We start from the raw sequence: 18412 nt of genomic DNA, 5'->3' as shown, positions 1-18412 counted from the left end.
GAGTATAACGAAAAGCACTCAGAACAGGGATGGCTGCTGTGGCCCGGCATCCTCTTCCGGTTTCTGCGAGCGCAGCAGCCGCAGGCGGCGCTGATAGCACAGGCGCAGCACGTCGCGCTTCTGCGCGTCGCTGAATTTCATCCAGTTGAAGCGCTCTTCCCGACTGCGCAGGCAGCCAAGGCAGTAGCCGCGCGCATCTACCTGGCAGATGCCGCGACAGGGACTGGGTACCGGGAAAAATTCAAGTTGCTCCGCCACAGGATCTCCACATCGCTGATTATCTCTTTTAAAGATAGCTCAAGGCGCGCGCCTTTCTCGCTGCTGCCTGCGCGTCTCGTCACTAAATGTCACTAATTAGTTTGGTTAAACAGATAATCCCGGGCATAGTGTTGAGCTTTTGTTAAGGTTTGCCCAGGTTATCCTCTTTATTCTCTTTTGGCGATCATTTGTTTTTACTGGATACTCATGCGGTTGAAAAAGTTACGCTGTCACGAAACCACCTTTAATCTGGTGGTTTCCCTGTTCTTCGCGCTGGTCCTGAACGGTCTGTTTCTGTTCCGTGCCTGGGAGCGTATTCCTTATACGTCTCTGCACGACTATATCTTCGCTGCCAGTTTGCCTGTGGTGCTGACGGCGGCGTTCGGCCTGATCTTTAACCTGGTCGCCTGGCCGTACCTGCGTAAGCCGCTGCTGGCGGTGCTGATCCTGACGAGTGCGGCGGCGAACTACGTTATGTTTAGCTTCGGCACCGTTATCGATACCAATATGGTGCAGAACGTTTTTGAAACCGACCTGCAGGAATCCACCGCGCTGCTGAGTCGTAACGCCGTTATCTGGCTGATGCTGATGGGCGTCGTGCCGACCATCATCATCTTCCTGACGCGCTTCAAACGTCGCAAATGCTGGTGGATGAATCTCGCCTGGCGCGCGCTGTTTATGGCGGTGTCGCTCGGGATTATCCTGCTGATGGCGCTGCTTTTTTATAAGGATTACGCCTCGCTGATCCGCAATAACAAAGGGCTGGTCAAAATGGTGACGCCCGCCAACATCGTCAGCGGCGCTGGCCACTACGTCAATAACCGCTGGATGAAAGGCAGCCAGGCCTGGGTCCATATCGGGCAGGACGCGCATAAAGGTCCCGTCATTACGGCAGAGCAGAAAAAAACGCTGGTGGTGCTGGTCGTTGGCGAAACTGCCCGTGCGGAAAACTTTTCGCTGGGCGGTTATGCGCGCGAAACCAACCCGCAGCTGAAAAAACAGAACGTCATTTACTATCCGCAGGCGACCTCGTGCGGCACCGAAACCGCCATCTCCGTGCCCTGCATGTTCTCTAATATGCCGCGCGCCCACTACGACGCTAATCTGGCGCATCATCAGGATGGCGTGCTGGATATCCTCGGCCATGCGGGCGTCAGCGTGCTGTGGCGCGAAAACGACGGCGGCTGTAAAGGCGCCTGCGATCGCGTGCCGCATACCGATATGACGCTGTGGAAGCTGAACGCCTGGTGCCAGGACGGATCTTGCCTCGACGACGTGCTGCTGCACCGGATGGATAATTATGTCCATAGCCTGAATAACGACGGCATTATCGTGCTGCATCAGATGGGCAGCCACGGTCCCGCCTACTATCGCCGCTATCCGCCGCAGTTCCGCCAGTTTGCCCCGACCTGCGACAGCAATCAGATTCAGGATTGCGATCATCAGGCGCTGATAAATACCTACGATAATACCCTTCTCTACACTGACGATATGGTGAGCCGCACCATCGATATGCTGAAGGGACTGAGCGACCGCTTCAACGTGGCGCTGGTCTATCTCTCCGACCACGGCGAATCGCTCGGCGAACACGGCATGTATCTGCACGGCGCGCCCTATCTGTTTGCGCCGTCTCAGCAGACCCATATTCCTTTACTGCTGTGGATGTCAGACGACTACGCTAAAACCTACGGCATTGATCAGGCCTGTCTGCGCAAGCAGGCGCCTTCGGCTACGGTATCGCAGGACAACCTGTTTCATACGCTGCTGGGAATGTTCAACGTGCAGACCAGCGAATATCAGCCGCAGCTCGATATGATCAGAACGTGCCGAAAAGTGGGCTAAGCGTTGCATCTGACCGATCGGTCTACTACCTTAAGCGCCATGAACAAGACGCAGCAACGCACCGAAACCCGTGAACAGCTGCTCGCCACCGGCGAGCAGCTTTGTCTGCAGCGCGGTTTCACCGGAATGGGACTCAGCGAGTTGCTGACGCAGGCGGAGGTGCCGAAAGGCTCCTTCTACTACTATTTCCGCTCGAAAGAGGCGTTTGGCGTGGCGCTGCTGGAGCGCTACTTTCTCCATCTGCATCAGCAGGTCGAGGCGCGGCTGCAGCATGGCGAAGGCACGCCGCGCGAGCGGCTGCTGGACCATTTTCGCCAGGCCGAGCAGCTGTTCAGCGAACAGGGACATATCGTCGGCTGTCTGGCGGTGAAGCTCTCCGCGGAAGTTTGCGATCTCTCCGAGCCGATGCGCGACGCCCTGCAGCACGGTGCCGGTCGCATTATCGCGGCTTATACGCACACGCTCGAAGCGGCGCTGCGGCAGGAGAGGATGACGCTGCCCTACGCGCCGCGCGAGATGGCGGAAGTGATCTATATTTTGTGGCTGGGCGCCAGCCTGCAGAGCAAGCTCTCCCGCGAGCCACAGCCGCTGCGCCTGGCCCTCAGCACTCTCGAACAGTGGCTGCAAACCCACTGATTTTAAAAACGCCGTTTTATAGCAGACCGGTCTACTACAGGAGTTGTTATGGCAAGTACCCAGCTGTTTAGCCCGCTTAAAGTGGGTGCGATTACCGTACCAAACCGCGTATTTATGGCGCCGCTGACGCGTCTGCGCAGTATTGAGCCGGGCGACATTCCAACCCCGCTGATGGGCGAATATTACCGTCAGCGCGCCAGCGCCGGCCTGATTATCACTGAGGCGACGCAGGTCTCTTTCCAGGCGAAAGGTTACGCTGGCGCGCCGGGCCTGCATACCCAGCAGCAGATTGCCGCCTGGAAAGCGATTAACGCAGGCATTCACGAGGCGGGCGGCCACAGCGCCGTTCAGCTATGGCACACCGGCCGCATCTCGCACAACAGCGTGCAACCGGAAGGCAAAGCGCCTGTCGCGCCCTCGGCTATCGCCGCCGGCACGCGCACTTCGCTGCGCGCGAAAGACGGCAGCGTCTATCGCGAAGAGACCTCGACGCCGCGCGAGCTTACGGTGGCCGAGATCAAACAGATTGTGGCAGATTTCGGCCAGGCGGCCGCTAATGCGCGCGAGGCGGATTTCGATCTGCTGGAGCTGCACTCAGCGCACGGCTACCTGATGCATCAGTTCCTGGCGCCCGACTCCAACCGACGCACCGATGAATATGGCGGCAGCATTGAAAAACGCGGCCGCTTTGCGCTGGAAGTGGTCGACGCCGCCATCGCCAACTGGTCCGCCGACCGCGTCGGCATTCGCGTTTCGCCGATCGGCAGCTTCCAGAATCTGGACAATGGCCCTGAGGAAGAGAAAGCCGCGCTGTGGTATATCGGCGAACTGGCGAAGCGCAATATCGCCTACCTGCACCTTTCCGAGCCGGACTGGGCGGGCGGTAAGCCCTACAGCGAGGCCTTCCGCGAACAAGTGCGCGCGCGCTTCCCGGGCGTGATTATCGGCGCGGGCGCCTACACCGTGGAGAAAGCAGACAATCTGATTGCGCGCGGCCTGATTGACGCCGTGGCCTTCGGCCGCGACTTTATCGCCAACCCCGATCTGGTGGCGCGTCTGCAGCAGGACGCCCCGCTAAATCCGCAGCGTCCCGAAAGCTTCTACGGCGGCGGCGCAGAGGGCTATACCGATTACCCGACGCTTTAAGCGCGACGCTGGCGTGACAACGGTTACGCCAGCGGCCGTTTTTGCTATTTTCACCGCTATACTTAGCGTTTGAGTCATCAGACGATGACGATTTCATAAAAGAGGATGTTATGCGTTTACTTCACACCATGCTGCGCGTTGGCGATCTGCAACGTTCTATCGACTTCTACACCCGCGTTCTCGGCATGCGCGTGCTGCGTCAGAGCGAAAACACGGAGTATAAATATACGCTGGCCTTCGTGGGCTATACCGAAGAGAGCGAAGGCGCAGTGATCGAGCTGACCTATAACTGGGGCGTGGACAGCTACGATCTCGGCAACGCCTACGGCCATATCGCGCTGGGCGTCGATGACGTAGCGGCGACCTGCGACCGCATCCGCAACGCGGGCGGCAAGGTCACGCGCGAAGCGGGTCCGGTGAAAGGCGGTTCAACCATTATCGCCTTCGTCGAAGATCCGGACGGCTACAAGATCGAGCTGATCGAAAATAAACACGCCGGTCACGGCCTGGGCAACTAAGTTTGCCGCTTCAGTCTGCACGCTGCGGCAGGCTGAAGCTTTCCCTTCTGCTGCACCCTCCTCTTTTTTTTGCCATAATGCGCGCTGCCTATTTTCTGCTATGAGATGCTGATGTCTGAAACGAACTCCCTGAACGCGCTGAATCAACGTTTCCGAGGTTTCTATCCTGTGGTGATCGATGTCGAGACCGCAGGCTTTAACGCGCAGACCGATGCGCTGCTGGAGATCGCCGCCACCACGCTGAAAATGGACGAAGAGGGCTGGCTGCACCGCGACCAGACGCTGCATTTCCACGTCGAGCCTTTCGAAGGCGCGCTGCTTCATCCGGAGGCGCTGGCGTTTACCGGCATCGACCCCAGCAACCCGCTGCGCGGCGCGATTAGCGAATATGAGGCGCTGCACGCTATCTTCAAAATGGTGCGCAAAGGCATCAAAGATCACCACTGTAATCGCGCCATCATGGTGGCGCACAACGCCACCTTCGATCTCAATTTTATGATGGCCGCCGCCGGGCGCGCCGGGCTGAAGCGCAACCCTTTCCATCCCTTTGCCACCTTCGACACCGCCGCGCTGAGCGGGCTGGTGCTGGGGCAGACAGTGCTGGCAAAAGCCTGTAAAGCGGCAGGCATGGATTTTGACAGCACCCAGGCGCACTCTGCGCTCTACGATACCGAGCAGACGGCAACGCTGTTCTGCGAGCTGGTAAACCGCTGGAAACGGCTGGGCGGCTGGCCGCTGCCGATGGCAGCGAGCGACGACGCGGAAACGGCGCCGGAGCAGGCGTAAAAAAAGGCCGACTTGCGTCGGCCTTTTCAATTGCGCGGATTTTTATTCCGCTTCTTTGTGCTTTTCTGCTGTCTCTTTAATCAGCGACTGAAGTTCGCCGCGCTGGAACATCTCGACGATAATATCGCAGCCGCCAACCAGTTCACCGTCTACCCACAGCTGCGGGAAGGTCGGCCAGTTGGCATATTTCGGCAGCTCGGCGCGAATATCAGGGTTCTGCAGAATATCCACGTAAGCAAAGCGCTCACCGCAGGCAGAGAGCGCCTGCACCGCCTGTGCAGAGAAACCGCAGCTTGGCAGTTTCGGCGAGCCTTTCATATACAGCAGGACCGGGTTTTCTGCGATCTGGCGCTGAATTTTTTCTACAGTACTCATAATTGCCTTCCTTAATTCCCTACTTCGTGTTTGTTTATTGTAGCGACTTCGCCCCGTCCCTGAAAACGACAATTTCTCGCTTGTCGGGTGAAACCGCCATGTTTGTTAAGTTCTTTAGTAAAGATCTGATTTTTTCTGACGATAATCAAAACTTAAGCTGTTCATATCTGGTAATAACTTTGCTGCTATAAGCCGCTGAAATTGCTTATTTTAAACCCAACTGCAACCCTGTAACAGTTTAATAGAAAAATGGCTTAACTTTTGAAAAAAACCTGGCTTAGAATGGCCCCGGCGCTGATCTCCGATCAGATTTTTCTAACCTCGTTACGGCCTGTTGTCGTAACCGCTAACCCTGTAACCGGACTATGCGATTACTGATTACGCTCTTTATATTAGCTTTCGCGCAGCTGTTCATGAACATCGCTTCGGCTTCGCCGCAAGCGCCGGTTAACGCCAGCCTGCACAAGGCAGAGAAAAAAAGCGCGCGCGAAGATGAGCGCCGCAAACGGCGACCGGTTAAAACCAGCGCGAAAAAAGCGCGCTCTTCTACTGCGCAAAAACTCAAACTGAAAAAGCAGAAGAAGATTGAAACGGCTAAGCTTTCCGCTTCCGCCGCCGACACGAAAAAAACCCTGAAATCCTCTCGCAAACGCTATGGCCGCCAGCGCACGCTGACCACCGCAAAAGCCACTCCTCTCACGCCGCTGGATGCCGACGCCACTTCCACCCTCAAAATGAGCAAGTCCCATCGCCTGCGCTACCAGAAAGCACGCGAAACGGCGATGACCAAGCTGATGGGTCAGCTCGGCAAACCTTATCAGTGGGGCGGTACGTCACCGCACACCGGTTTCGACTGCAGCGGCCTCGTCTGGTACGCCTATAAAGACCTGGTAAAATTCAGAATTCCGCGCACCGCCAACGAAATGTACCATCTGCGCGACGCTGCGCCGGTGAAGCGCGAGTCGCTGGAGAAAGGCGATCTGGTCTTCTTTCGCATCAACGGCCGCGGCACCGCTGACCACGTCGGGGTTTATCTCGGCAACGGCAAATTCATTCAGTCGCCGCGCACTGGTAAAGATATCCAGATTAGCGGGCTTTCGGATGATTACTGGCAGCGTCACTACATCGGCGCGCGCCGGGTGATGACGCCGAAAACCATTCGCTAAGCGCCATAAAAAAACCGGGATAATCCCGGTTTTTTTATGGCTGTCTGTTAGTGCATGACGGCGGTAAAACTAAAGGCCACAATCATCAGCAGTGCCGCGCCGGTGGTCATCAACGCCAGTTTTAAATCGGTGCTCATTACCTCTCCTTATCCTTACAGTTGTCAGGGTCTTGTGTGATTTTCCCATAGTTGCCGGTAAAAATCTCGTTTTATCCCGCAAGCCTTGTTAGAATCCCCGGCTCTGTTGCGCAACTGACGCAACGCCCGTGCCGTTCGCACGCAACAGCCCCTGTTTTGTCCTGCCCAGTGAGTATTTCACCGACAAAAACTGTAGCGAATTAACAGAAAACTCTCTTAGCGGACGCAAACGTTTAACATTATGCTTATCAGTAGCTTATTGATAAGTTCTGGAGTCTCTTTTTAATGGCAACAATCAAAGATGTCGCGAAGCGCGCGGGTGTCTCCACCACCACCGTTTCTCACGTGATCAATAAAACGCGCTTCGTTGCGGAAGAGACGCGCAACGCCGTCTGGCAGGCGATTCAGGAATTACACTATTCGCCCAGCGCTGTGGCGCGCAGCCTGAAGGTTAACCACACCAAAACGCTGGGGCTGCTGGCTACCTCCAGCGAAGCCCCCTATTTTGCGGAAATCATCGAAGCGGTTGAGCATCACTGCTTCGAGCGGGGCTATACCTTAATTCTCGGCAACGCCCACAACGATCTGCAGAAGCAGCGCGCCTATCTGTCGATGATGGCGCAGAAGCGCGTCGACGGCCTGCTGGTCATGTGCTCCGAGTATCCGGACGATCTGCTGAAGATGCTGGAAGAGAACCGCAATATTCCGATGGTGGTGATGGACTGGGGTGAATCGCGCGGCGACTTTACCGACACCGTGCTCGACAACGCTTTTCAGGGCGGCTATCTGGCGGGACGCTATCTGATTGAACGCGGCCATCGCGATATCGGAGCGATTCCTGGCCAGCTGGAGCGCAACACCGGCGGCGGACGCCACGCGGGCTTTTTGCAAGCGCTGGAGGAAGCGGGCATCTCGGTGCGTCCCGAGTGGATCGTACAGGGCGATTTCGAGCCGGAGTCGGGCTACCAGGCGATGCAGCAGATCCTGCAGCAGAAGCAGCGCCCGACGGCGATCTTCTGCGGCGGCGATATTATGGCGATGGGCGCGATCTGCGCCGCCGACGAGATGGGCCTGCGCGTGCCGCAGGATATTTCGGTGATCGGCTATGACAATGTGCGCAACGCGCGCTACTTCACGCCCGCGCTGACCACCGTGCATCAGCCGAAAGCCGAACTGGGCGAGAAGGCGCTGGAGATGCTGCTCGATCGCATTACCAGCAAACGCGAAGTGTCGCAGACCATCGAAGTGCGTCCTACGCTGATTGAGCGCCGCTCAGTCGGCGACGGCCCGTTCCGCGACTATCGCCGTTAATCCTCGCTTAACCACTCCTGGTTGAGCGTTTGCGCATCGCCGAGATAGCTGAGCAGCCAGCTGAGCGCCGGCGATGCGTGCGCCTCCGACCAGCTCACGCAGCAGGGGCTTTCCGGAAAAGGCGCAGGCAGCGCCAGCTCTGCCAGCTCGCCCTTATCCAGCAGCGGCCGCGCCAGATGGCCCGGCATCATCGCCACGCATAAGCCATCCAGTACGCACGCCAGCCCCGCCTGCCAGTCCGGCACCACCAGATGCCGCTGGTTGTCCAGCGTCCAGGTCATGCGGCGCGGCAGCGCGCGCGAGGTATCCTCCAGCACCAGCGATGGCCAGGCGCGCAGCGCATCGTCGTCGAGCTGCGGCTGGTGCGTCAGCGGATGATGGCGCGCCACGACGCATCGCCAGTTCAGCGCCCCCATATCGCGAAAGGAGAAGCGCCCGCCGACCGGGATCGCCTGAGTGGCGCCGATCGCCACCTCAACGCGTCCGTCGGCCAGCGCGTCCCAGACGCCGTTAAACACCTCATAACTGATGTGCAGTTCCATATCGGGAAAGTGGCGATAGAAATCAGTCACCAGCTGGCGGCTGCGCGGCAGCTTCACAATGCGATCGACGGCGATGCTAAGCTGCCCGCGCCAGCCGTTAGCCAGCTGCTGGCACTGCCTGCGGGTGGCGAGCATTTTTTTGATAACCTCGCGCCCTTCACGCACAAAATGCTCGCCAGCGGCGGTCAACGCCACGTCGCGATGCTGTCGCTCAAACAGCGGCACCGCCAGCCAGGTTTCCAGCTGACGCACCGTATAGCTGACGGCAGAGGGCACGCGATGCAGCTCCTGCGCGGCGGCGCTGAAACTGCCGGTGCGCGCCACGGCGTCTACCACCTCAAGCGCATATTCAGACCACATGCTTTTTCCTTTCAAAAATTTTCACAGCACTCTGCAAATATTAACGTTTCACAGTAACGGGCGCACCCTTTTACACTCTGCCGCGTTTAACCTGCCTGTCGAAATATGAGAGTAAAAATCATGCTGTCATCAAAAGGATTTCTGCCCTACCTCGCTCTGCTCAGCATGCTGGGCTTTCTGGCGACCGATATGTATCTGCCCGCCTTCGGCGCGATGCAGATCAGCTTTAATACCTCGCCCGGCATTATCAGCGCCAGTATGAGCCTCTTCCTGGCGGGCTTCGCCATCGGCCAGCTTTTCTGGGGCCCGCTTTCCGACCGCATCGGCCGCAAACCGGTTCTGCTGATGGGGCTGGGGTTATTCGCGCTTGGCTGCGCCGGCATGCTGTGGGTGGAGAATGCGGTGCTGATGCTGGCGCTGCGCTTTGTTCAGGCCATCGGCGTCTGCGCCGCGGCGGTGAGCTGGCAGGCGCTGGTGGTAGATCGCTACCCACGCGCGCGCGCTAATAAGGTGTTCGCCACCATTATGCCGCTGGTGGCGCTTTCGCCCGCGCTGGCGCCGCTGCTTGGTGCCTGGCTGATTAGCCATTTTCACTGGCGTTCGATCTTTCTGGTGCTGACGCTGACCGGCGTGGCGCTGATGCTGGTCACGCTGCGCCTGCCCGCCAGCCGCCCGGCGGCCAAAGAGGCGAGCGAGCAGCCCGGCTTTTTCTCGCTGCTGCGCTCCGGCGTCTATGGCGGCAACGTATTGATCTATGCCGCCTGCTCCGCCAGCTTTTTCGCCTGGCTGACCGGTTCGCCCTTTATTCTCGCCGATGCAGGCCTGACGCCGGCGGATATCGGCCTGAGCTATATTCCGCAAACCATCGCCTTTCTGTTGGGCGGATTTGGCTGCCGCGCGCTGCTCAACCGTTTTGGTGGCGCGCAGCTCCTCCCGTTGCTGCTGGCGCTTTACAGCCTGAGCGTGGCGACGCTGTTCGCCGTGGCCCTCAGCGGAAGCCACAACCTGATTGCCCTGCTTGCGCCCTTCTGCGGCATGGCGCTGGCGAACGGCGCGATCTACCCAATCGTGGTGTCGAATGCGCTGCTGCCCTTCCCGCACGCCACCGGTAAAGCCGCGGCGCTGCAGAATACCCTGCAGCTTGGCCTCTGCTTCCTTGCCAGCCTCGCGGTCTCCGCAGGTTTACAACAGCCGCTGCTGATGACTACGCTGATTATGGTCGCCACTATCGCGCTGGCGATAGCGGGCTACGTCTGGCAGCGACGTGCCAGCGCACAAATGGATATTGTCCGCGTTACCACTCCCTGCCAGGATAATCACTAAGGCAACTTTTATAGTTAGCGCCCTAACAATAAGTCGTTGAATACTGACCCGGTTGAGCATATACTCAATCGGGTCAATAAATCTGCAACAAATCAATAACATAATTGTTCTATTATTAGGCGAGGCTTATCGCCCGGATGGTGACTGCGCGCGCGTTTCCTGCTGCGTCAGACCCCGATTTTTAGATCCAATCCTCTGTAAAACGTCGGATATCAGGCGCACGGAGCAATCCGTGACATTTCTCACAGGACTTGAGAAATTGACTATTCTTTTTCTCAGGTTCAACGCGGACAGGTGATGGAGAAGCTATGAGTTCATCGTTAATAGAAGAAGTGAGCCTTGAAGAAAACCACTGGTATCGCATTGTCCACGAAATGCTGGAAAAAGCGGACATCGAAATCAACGGCAGCCGCCCCTGGGATATTCAGGTTAAACAGCCTGACTTTTTTAAGCGCGTGATTCAGGAAGGCTCACTTGGTCTTGGCGAAGCTTATATGGATGGCTGGTGGGAGTGCGAACGGCTGGATATGTTTTTTCACCGCGTGCTAAAGCACAAGCTGGACCAGCAGTTGCCGCACCACTTCAAGGATACGCTGCGCGTGGCCGCCGCGCGTCTCACCAACCTACAGTCGAAAAAACGCGCCTGGATCGTGGGCAAGGAGCATTACGATCTCGGGAATGACCTCTTCTCGCTGATGCTCGATCCCTATATGCAATACTCCTGCGCCTACTGGAAAGAGGCCGAGACGCTGGAGCAGGCGCAGGAAGCGAAGCTCGATATGATCTGCCGCAAACTGCAGCTGGAGCCGGGCATGACGCTGCTGGACATCGGCTGCGGCTGGGGCGGCCTGGCGGAGTATGCCGCTCGCCACTACGGCGCGGTGGTGCACGGCGTGACCATTTCGGCAGAGCAGCAAAAACTGGCGCAGCAGCGCTGCGAAGGCCTGGACGTCACTATTCTGCTGCAGGATTATCGCGATCTTAACCAGCAGTTTGATCGTATCGTTTCGGTGGGCATGTTCGAGCACGTTGGCCCGAAAAACTACGCCACCTACTTCGACGTGGTGGACCGCAACCTCAAGCCGGACGGACTGTTCCTGTTGCACACCATTGGCGCCATCCGCACCGATATGAATGTCGATCCCTGGATTGATAAATATATTTTCCCCAACGGCTGTCTGCCGTCGGTGCGCCATATCGCGGATGCCAGCGAATCTCATTTCATTCTGGAAGACTGGCATAATTTCGGCGCCGATTATGACACCACGCTGATGGCCTGGTATGAGCGCTTCCTGCAGGCGTGGCCGCAGCTGAGTGAAACCTACGGCGAACGGTTTAAGCGCATGTTCAGCTACTACCTTAACGCCTGCGCCGGTGCCTTTCGCGCTCGCGATATTCAGCTGTGGCAGGTGGTATTTAGCCGCGGCGTAGAAGGCGGCCTGCGCGTCGCGCGCTAAGCCGCGGTGAAGAATAAGGCGCCCGGAGCGCCTTTTTTTATGCTTATTCGACGTCAGGACGCAGCGCGGCGGCTTCGCGCTGCACCAGCACGCGCTCAACAGTATCGACGATCGCCTGCGTGTGCGGATCGATTTCGATATTGACGCGGTGCCCCAGCTTTTTCGCACCCAGCGTCGTGCGCTCCAGGGTTTCCGGGATCAAATAGACGCAAAATTTGCTTCTGGTCACTTCTCCTACCGTCAGGCTAATGCCGTCAATACCCACGAAACCTTTATGCAGAATATATTTCATCTGCGTCGGGTCCTGAATTTTAAACCAGACTTCGCGGTTATTTTCCGACTGGATAATTTTGCAGATTTCCGCAGTGGTCATAATATGGCCAGACATCAGGTGGCCGCCGATCTCATCGCTGAATTTCGCCGCGCGCTCAATATTGACAACGTCGCCTTCCTGCAGGTCGCCTAAATTGGTGACGCGCAGCGTTTCTTTAATCAGATCGAAACTGACGCGATTGCCTTCAACGGCCGTCACCGTCAGACAGCAGCCGTTGTGCGCTACCGATGCGCCCAGCGCTAGCCCCGGCAGCAGCTCTTCCGGCAGCTCTGCGACATGGGTGCGAAACAGATCTTTTTCTTCAATGGACACAATCTTTGCGGTGCCCTGCACAATTCCGGTAAACATAGTTTTGGCCTCTGCGAAGTTTGCTCTAGCTTACCACAGCTTAGCGCGCGAATATTATTTCCGCGTCGCGTCCGCTTTACAGCCGCAATATAACGCACGGCGTGACAAAACTTGGTGAATCCTGTTAATGCCGCTACACTAACCGCGCATTTCTCCGGGATTACTCCCCTTTTCTTTTTTAACAGGTGTTAACGTGCAGAAGTATTTAACAGAAGCGCGTCAATTGCTTGCCCTTGCGATTCCAGTCATCCTTGCTCAGGTGGCGCAGACTGCAATGGGGTTTGTAGATACCATCATGGCCGGCGCGGTTAGCGCCACGGATATGGCCGCCGTCGCAGTCGGCACCTCTATCTGGCTTCCGGCCATTTTATTCGGCCATGGTCTTCTGCTTGCATTGACGCCAACCGTTGCGCAACTCAACGGCTCCGGCCGCCGCGAACGTATCGCTGAACAGGTTCGCCAGGCTTACTGGCTGGCCTTCTTCGTTGCCATTCTGATTATGGCAGTGCTGTGGAACGCCGGTTACCTCATTCGCGCCATGCAGGATATTGATGAACAGCTGGCGCTGAAGGCAGAAGGCTATCTTCACGCTCTGCTGTGGGGCGCGCCCGGCTACCTCTTTTTCCAGGTAATGCGCAACCAGTGCGAAGGGCTGTCGAAAACCAAACCCGGCATGGTTATGGGCTTTATCGGCCTGCTGGTCAATATTCCGCTTAACTGGATATTTATCTACGGCCACTTCGGCATGCCGACGCTGGGCGGCGTGGGCTGCGGCGTGGCGACCGGATCGGTGTACTGGGTGATGTTCCTGGTGATGCGGCTGTGGGTGCGACGCATGGGCGCCATGCGCGATATTCGCATGCGCTCCCGCTGGTCGCCGCCATCGCGCGCCGTGCTGCAGCGTCTGTTTTCACTCGGCCTGCCGGTCGCGCTGGCGCTCTTTTTCGAGGTGACGCTGTTTGCCGTAGTGGCGCTGATGGTGTCGCCGCTGGGTATCGTCGACGTGGCGGGCCATCAGATCGCGCTGAACTTTAGCTCGCTGATGTTCGTGCTGCCGCTGTCGCTTGGCGTCGCCACCACTATCCGCGTCGGCTACCGGCTGGGCCAGGGCTCGGCTGAGCAGGCGCGCGTCGCGGCCTGGACCGCCCAGGGCGTCGGCGTCTGCATGGTGGCGATAACCGCGCTGCTGACCGTGACCTTTCGCCATCAGATCGCTCTGCTCTATAACGACAACCCGGAGGTGGTCGCGCTGGCGGCGCAGCTGATGCTGCTGGCGGCGATCTACCAGTTCTCCGATTCGATTCAGGTTATCGGCAGCGGCATTCTGCGCGGCTATAAAGATACGCGCTCGATCTTCTTTATTACCTTTATCGCCTACTGGCTGCTGGGGCTGCCCAGCGGCTATACGCTGGCGATGACTGACTGGGTAGTGCCGCGCATGGGCCCGGCGGGCTTCTGGTGCGGGTTTATTATCGGCCTGACCTCGGCGGCGATCATGATGCTGTGGCGCATTCGCCGCCTGCAACAGCTCCCTGCGCAGGTTATCCTCGCGCGCGCCGCGCGCTGAGCCGTGCGGTCGGAGGAGATGGCGGGCTTCGGCTCGTCTCTCTCCTGGCGCGGTCAGCCCTGGATGCGCCTTTAACGTCCTGCTACGTTTAAAAAAACGACGCATAGCGCAGTTGCTGGTCAGTCAGTATCAAAAAAGCGTTTTTCCCCTTGCCAGCGTTGCGGCGTGTCGTTAATATTCGTCCCCGCTGTCGCCCTGACAGCGTGTTGCGCTCTTAGCTCAGTTGGTTAGAGCACCACCTTGACATGGTGGGGGTCGATGGTTCGAGTCCATTAGAGCGCACCAAGTGCGTCCGTAGCTCAGTTGGTTAGAGCACCACCTTGACATGGTGGGGGTCGGTGGTTCAAGTCCACTCGGACGCACCAAATTTCTGAATGCGCTCTTAGCTCAGTTGGTTAGAGCACCACCTTGACATGGTGGGGGTCGATGGTTCGAGTCCATTAGAGCGCACCACTCTTGCTGTTTTCCTTCCTTGCGCAACATCGCTTTTTATTGATCTCCGTCGTTTCCTTCTCTGCTTTTTAATTGGTTTTCGGATACTTAGCGTCTATACTATCCCGCGTTGTTCCACTTGAAAGGTTTCAGCGCGGCGTGCCTATGGCGATAACTCAAACTCTTTGCGCAACACGCTATTGTCGGTTTCCAGACGTAACCGCACAACTTCCCTGCACGCTCAGCCTGCGTCACCTATTCTTACGTTGTACTGTCCGTTTCGTTATCAACCAGAATTCTCATTTCGGTGCGTCGTCATCGAATCCCAACCTTCGTCATCCATCACAACTTACAGATAACCTGTCATGAAAAAGACCAAGATCGTTTGTACTATCGGCCCGAAAACCGAATCAGAAGAGATGCTGACCCAGCTGCTTGAAGCCGGCATGAACGTTATGCGTCTCAACTTCTCGCACGGCGACTACGCCGAGCATGGCCAGCGCATCACCAACATGCGCGCGGTGATGCAGAAAACCGGTCGTCAGGCCGCCATTCTGCTCGATACCAAAGGTCCGGAAATCCGCACCATGAAACTGGAAGGCGGTAACGATGTTTCCCTGAAAGCGGGACAGACCTTTACCTTTACCACCGACCAGAGCGTGATCGGTAACAGCGAACGTGTTGCCGTCACCTACGCGGGCTTCACCGAAGATCTGAAAATCGGCAACACCGTGCTGGTAGACGATGGTTTGCTCGGCATGGAAGTCAAAGAAGTCACGGAAAACACCGTGGTATGCACCGTGCTGAATAATGGCGACCTCGGCGAGAACAAAGGTGTTAACCTGCCAGGCGTCTCTATTCAGCTGCCTGCGCTGGCGGAGAAGGACAAGCGTGACCTGATTTTCGGCTGCGAGCAAGGCGTCGACTTTGTGGCGGCTTCCTTTATTCGCAAGCGCTCCGACGTGCTGGAGATCCGCGAGCATCTGAAAGCCCACGGCGGCGAGCATATCCAGATCATCTCCAAAATTGAAAACCAGGAAGGCCTGAACAACTTCGACGAAATCCTCGATGCTTCTGACGGCATCATGGTGGCGCGCGGCGATCTGGGTGTAGAAATCCCGGTGGAAGAAGTGATTTTCGCGCAGAAGATGATGATCAAGAAGTGTAACAAGGCGCGCAAGGTCGTGATCACCGCGACCCAGATGCTCGACTCAATGATCAAGAATCCGCGCCCTACTCGCGCGGAAGCGGGCGACGTAGCCAACGCCATCCTCGACGGCACCGATGCGGTTATGCTTTCCGGTGAGAGCGCTAAGGGCAAATATCCGCTGGAGTCAGTGACCATTATGGCCACCATCTGCGAGCGTACCGACCGCGTGATGAAGTCGCGCATCGACGCGCTGGAAGACTCCCGTAAGCTGCGCATCACAGAAGCCGTCTGCCGCGGCGCGGTGGAAACCGCCGAGAAACTGGAAGCGCCGCTGATTGTGGTCGCTACCGAAGGCGGCAAGTCTGCCAAATCGGTGCGCAAATACTTCCCGGACGCCACTATCCTTGCACTGACCACCAATGAGACTACCGCTCGCCAGCTGATTCTGAGCAAAGGTATCGAAACGCGTCTGGTCACCGAGATCGCTTCTACCGACGATTTCTATCGCATCGGCAAAGAAGCGGCGCTGGAAAGCGGCTATGCACAAAAAGGCGACGTGGTGGTGATGGTTTCGGGCGCATTAGTACCAAGCGGTACCACAAATACCGCCTCAGTACACGTCATTTAATTTGTCTGAGCATTTATTTAAAAGCGCCTTCAGGGGCGCTTTTTTTATTCCGTCACTAATACAAAAACGGGAAATTTCCAATCGATAATAACTATTCAATATCCTCCGAAATTAAGGTTAATCCGATTAAATCTCTCTGTTTTCGCTAAATATTTTTATCATATGCGGTTGAGCGCTGCTTCTTTGAGCGAACGAGCAAGTTTAAGCATCTTCTCATCAAAAATTTATTCTCAACTTAAAAAGCTTTGTGTAATACTTGTAACGCTACATGGAGATTAACTCAATCTAGAGGGTATAAATAATGAATCGTACTAAACTGGTACTGGGCGCGGTAATCCTGGGTTCAACTCTGCTGGCTGGTTGCTCAAGCAACGCTAAAATCGACCAGCTGTCTTCAGACGTTCAGACTCTGAACGCTAAAGTTGACCAGCTGAGCAACGACGTGAACGCAATCCGTTCTGACGTGCAGGCTGCTAAAGATGACGCAGCTCGTGCTAACCAGCGTCTGGACAACCAGGCTCACTCTTACCGTAAGTAAGAGTTCTGGTATTAAAAATGGCGCCCATGTGGCGCCATTTTTTTTGCCCTCGTTTTGCCGCCTGGCTACGGCGGCGATTGTCAGGTTCAGGGTGTCGCCTGCGCGCTCTGCGTCTGCTCTGACACTGCCTCAGATGGTTTTGTCACCGCCTCCCCGCTCGACACCAGCACCGGCATGCCGGAACGACGCTCCAGCGCCGCTTTGATCAGCGCGCTGTCGCTCTGTGGACTCTTGATAAACTTCTTCATCGCTGGGCTGAGCGCTATCGGCATGGTTTGTGGGTCATCTTTATCGCTGTGTGACAGCGGCTGATGCACTTCGATATAGCGCTTGCCATCCGGCTCAACGGCATACTTCACCGGCTGGTTAATCACCTGCACGCGCGTGCCTTTCGGCACGCTGTTGAACAGCGCTTCGATATCCTGCGGACGCAGACGTATGCAGCCGGAGCTGACGCGCATACCGATGCCGAAATCGGCGTTAGTGCCGTGGATCAGATAGTTGCCGCTGCCGCGCGCCAGACGCAGCGCAAAGAGCCCCATCGGGTTTTCCGGGCCAGCAGGCACCACCGCTGGCAGCGTGATGCCATCTTTAGCGTAGCGCTTGCGGATATTGACGGTTGGCGTCCAGGTTGGATTCGGTATCTTCTGGCTGATGCTGGTCACCATCACCGGCGTCGCGGCGCCAAGCTGACCGATGCCGATGGGATAGACGATAACGCTGTCTTCGCCTTTGGGGTAGTAGTAGAGGCGCAGTTCGGCCAGGTTCACCACAATCCCTTCGCGCGGCGTATCCGGCAGCAGCATCTGCTGCGGCACCACCAATTGCGTGCCCGCCTTCGGCAGCCAGGGATCGGTGCCTGGATTCGCCTCCAGCATGCTCAGCAGGCCAATCTGGTACTTCGCCGCAATCGCTTCAAGAGGACGTTTGTCGTCGGGAACGGTGGTTAGCTGATTTTCGCCGATAAGGCGGCTGTCGGCGGCAGGAAGCGGGTATTCCGTGGAGAAAGCCGGCGCGGCAAGTCCAACGCTTAGCAGCAGCGCACCGGCGAAACGTAAGGCTGATTTCATGCAATCTTCTCTTTCAGATAAAAAACAGACGCCTGTTGGCGTCTGCTAGTTTAACTCAGAGGAGATTTTGAGCGTTATGGCGAATTGCCCGAATCATCGCCTCAAGGCCCTGCGACCGCGACGGCGTCAGATGCTGGGTTAACGCCAGCTCAGCGAACCAGTGCCGCACGTCCAGCGCGACGATATCGGCTGCCGTCAGGTTTTGATACAGACTAAATACCACTGCAATCAATCCCTTAACGATAGCGGCGTCGCTGTCCCCTTCAAACGCCAGGGTGCCGTCGCTCTGCGGCGTCATCTTAATCCAGACCTGGCTCTGGCAGCCGGAAATCACGTTTTCCGGCTGATGCAGGCTTTCAGATGATTCTGGAAGTTTTGCGCCCAGCTCGATGATGTAGAGGTACTTCTCTTCCCAGTTGGCGCAACGGTTAAAGTTGCGCACCAGTTTCTCTTTATCTGGCAACGTGGCCATGACTGACTCCTGAACT

19 protein-coding genes and 3 tRNA genes are annotated in these 18412 nt (G+C 57.0%); 15 read left to right on the top strand and 7 right to left on the bottom strand.

Going from position 1 to position 18412, the window contains the following annotated elements:
- Positions 1-18: 18 nt before the first annotated feature.
- Positions 19-258: a DUF1289 domain-containing protein gene (locus Q9R34_RS02690; protein WP_434127052.1), complete on the bottom strand. Its 240-nt coding sequence runs from the start codon at positions 256-258 to the stop codon at positions 19-21.
- A gap of 207 nt (positions 259-465) precedes the next feature.
- On the opposite strand from Q9R34_RS02690, the gene eptA reads away from it, so the two are divergent.
- The 5 genes from eptA to rnt all read left to right on the top strand — a co-directional run bounded on the left by eptA (position 466) and on the right by rnt (position 5186).
- Entirely contained in the window at positions 466-2100 is a 1635-nt protein-coding gene (gene eptA, locus Q9R34_RS02685) for a phosphoethanolamine transferase EptA (RefSeq protein WP_434127051.1), read from the top strand.
- 39 nt (positions 2101-2139) lie between these two features.
- Complete coding sequence (locus tag Q9R34_RS02680; protein WP_434127050.1) at positions 2140-2736, top strand: TetR/AcrR family transcriptional regulator; 597 nt, start codon at positions 2140-2142, stop codon at positions 2734-2736.
- Between the two features lie 48 nt (positions 2737-2784).
- Entirely contained in the window at positions 2785-3882 is a 1098-nt protein-coding gene (gene nemA / locus Q9R34_RS02675) for an N-ethylmaleimide reductase (protein WP_485892288.1), read from the top strand.
- A 110-nt stretch (positions 3883-3992) separates the two neighbouring features.
- Positions 3993-4400 (top strand): lactoylglutathione lyase, encoded by a 408-nt coding sequence (gene gloA, locus Q9R34_RS02670; protein ID WP_033747448.1) that lies wholly within the window; start codon positions 3993-3995, stop codon positions 4398-4400.
- A gap of 111 nt (positions 4401-4511) precedes the next feature.
- Entirely contained in the window at positions 4512-5186 is a 675-nt protein-coding gene (rnt, locus tag Q9R34_RS02665) for a ribonuclease T (RefSeq protein WP_434127048.1), read from the top strand.
- Between the two features lie 42 nt (positions 5187-5228).
- Here the strand turns inward: rnt and Q9R34_RS02660 are convergent, their stop codons facing one another.
- Positions 5229-5564, bottom strand: a complete 336-nt coding sequence (locus Q9R34_RS02660; RefSeq protein ID WP_179256429.1) for a Grx4 family monothiol glutaredoxin — start codon at positions 5562-5564, stop codon at positions 5229-5231.
- A 362-nt stretch (positions 5565-5926) separates the two neighbouring features.
- Between Q9R34_RS02660 and Q9R34_RS02655 the strand changes: the two genes are divergently transcribed.
- Positions 5927-6727: a C40 family peptidase gene (locus tag Q9R34_RS02655; protein WP_434127047.1), complete on the top strand. Its 801-nt coding sequence runs from the start codon at positions 5927-5929 to the stop codon at positions 6725-6727.
- Between the two features lie 47 nt (positions 6728-6774).
- Here Q9R34_RS02655 and cydH read toward each other — a convergent pair whose 3' ends face one another.
- Positions 6775-6864, bottom strand: coding sequence for a cytochrome bd-I oxidase subunit CydH (gene cydH / locus Q9R34_RS02650; protein WP_094078480.1), 90 nt, complete (start codon positions 6862-6864; stop codon positions 6775-6777).
- A 285-nt stretch (positions 6865-7149) separates the two neighbouring features.
- On the opposite strand from cydH, the gene purR reads away from it, so the two are divergent.
- Complete coding sequence (gene purR / locus Q9R34_RS02645) at positions 7150-8175, top strand: HTH-type transcriptional repressor PurR (RefSeq protein ID WP_434127046.1); 1026 nt, start codon at positions 7150-7152, stop codon at positions 8173-8175.
- Here purR and punR read toward each other — a convergent pair.
- Positions 8172-9077, bottom strand: coding sequence for a DNA-binding transcriptional activator PunR (gene punR / locus Q9R34_RS02640; RefSeq protein ID WP_485892287.1), 906 nt, complete (start codon positions 9075-9077; stop codon positions 8172-8174). The genes purR and punR overlap by 4 nt on opposite strands.
- A gap of 120 nt (positions 9078-9197) precedes the next feature.
- Here punR and punC point away from each other — a divergent pair, with 120 nt between their 5' ends.
- The gene (gene punC, locus Q9R34_RS02635; RefSeq protein WP_485892286.1) at positions 9198-10400 is read left to right on the top strand and encodes a purine nucleoside transporter PunC; all 1203 of its coding nucleotides are present in this window, start codon (positions 9198-9200) and stop codon (positions 10398-10400) included.
- 308 nt (positions 10401-10708) lie between these two features.
- Positions 10709-11857: a cyclopropane fatty acyl phospholipid synthase gene (gene cfa / locus Q9R34_RS02630; protein ID WP_434127043.1), complete on the top strand. Its 1149-nt coding sequence runs from the start codon at positions 10709-10711 to the stop codon at positions 11855-11857.
- Positions 11858-11900: 43 nt separating this feature from the next.
- Here the strand turns inward: cfa and Q9R34_RS02625 are convergent, their stop codons facing one another.
- Positions 11901-12539: a riboflavin synthase subunit alpha gene (locus Q9R34_RS02625; protein ID WP_485892285.1), complete on the bottom strand. Its 639-nt coding sequence runs from the start codon at positions 12537-12539 to the stop codon at positions 11901-11903.
- 193 nt (positions 12540-12732) lie between these two features.
- Here Q9R34_RS02625 and Q9R34_RS02620 point away from each other — a divergent pair, with 193 nt between their 5' ends.
- From Q9R34_RS02620 to Q9R34_RS02595, 6 genes are all read left to right on the top strand, one after another.
- Positions 12733-14106, top strand: a complete 1374-nt coding sequence (locus Q9R34_RS02620) for an MATE family efflux transporter (protein ID WP_485892284.1) — start codon at positions 12733-12735, stop codon at positions 14104-14106.
- A 208-nt stretch (positions 14107-14314) separates the two neighbouring features.
- Positions 14315-14391, top strand: a tRNA-Val gene (locus Q9R34_RS02615).
- 3 nt (positions 14392-14394) lie between these two features.
- Positions 14395-14471 (top strand) — tRNA-Val (locus Q9R34_RS02610).
- A gap of 11 nt (positions 14472-14482) precedes the next feature.
- Positions 14483-14559, top strand: a tRNA-Val gene (locus Q9R34_RS02605).
- A gap of 344 nt (positions 14560-14903) precedes the next feature.
- Complete coding sequence (gene pykF / locus Q9R34_RS02600) at positions 14904-16316, top strand: pyruvate kinase PykF (RefSeq protein WP_434125531.1); 1413 nt, start codon at positions 14904-14906, stop codon at positions 16314-16316.
- Between the two features lie 301 nt (positions 16317-16617).
- The gene (locus tag Q9R34_RS02595; protein ID WP_007374746.1) at positions 16618-16854 is read left to right on the top strand and encodes a major outer membrane lipoprotein; all 237 of its coding nucleotides are present in this window, start codon (positions 16618-16620) and stop codon (positions 16852-16854) included.
- Between the two features lie 86 nt (positions 16855-16940).
- On the opposite strand, the gene Q9R34_RS02590 is transcribed toward Q9R34_RS02595, so the two are convergent.
- Entirely contained in the window at positions 16941-17924 is a 984-nt protein-coding gene (locus Q9R34_RS02590) for a L,D-transpeptidase family protein (RefSeq protein WP_485892282.1), read from the bottom strand.
- A gap of 55 nt (positions 17925-17979) precedes the next feature.
- A complete protein-coding gene (sufE, locus tag Q9R34_RS02585) occupies positions 17980-18396 on the bottom strand; it encodes a cysteine desulfuration protein SufE (protein WP_033789826.1) in 417 nt (138 codons plus the stop codon).
- Positions 18397-18412: the final 16 nt, after the last annotated feature.

This window comes from Enterobacter sp. BRE11, from assembly GCF_031844285.1.
Classification (GTDB): domain Bacteria; phylum Pseudomonadota; class Gammaproteobacteria; order Enterobacterales; family Enterobacteriaceae; genus Pantoea.
This window is presented reverse-complemented; position numbering and strand designations above follow the sequence as displayed.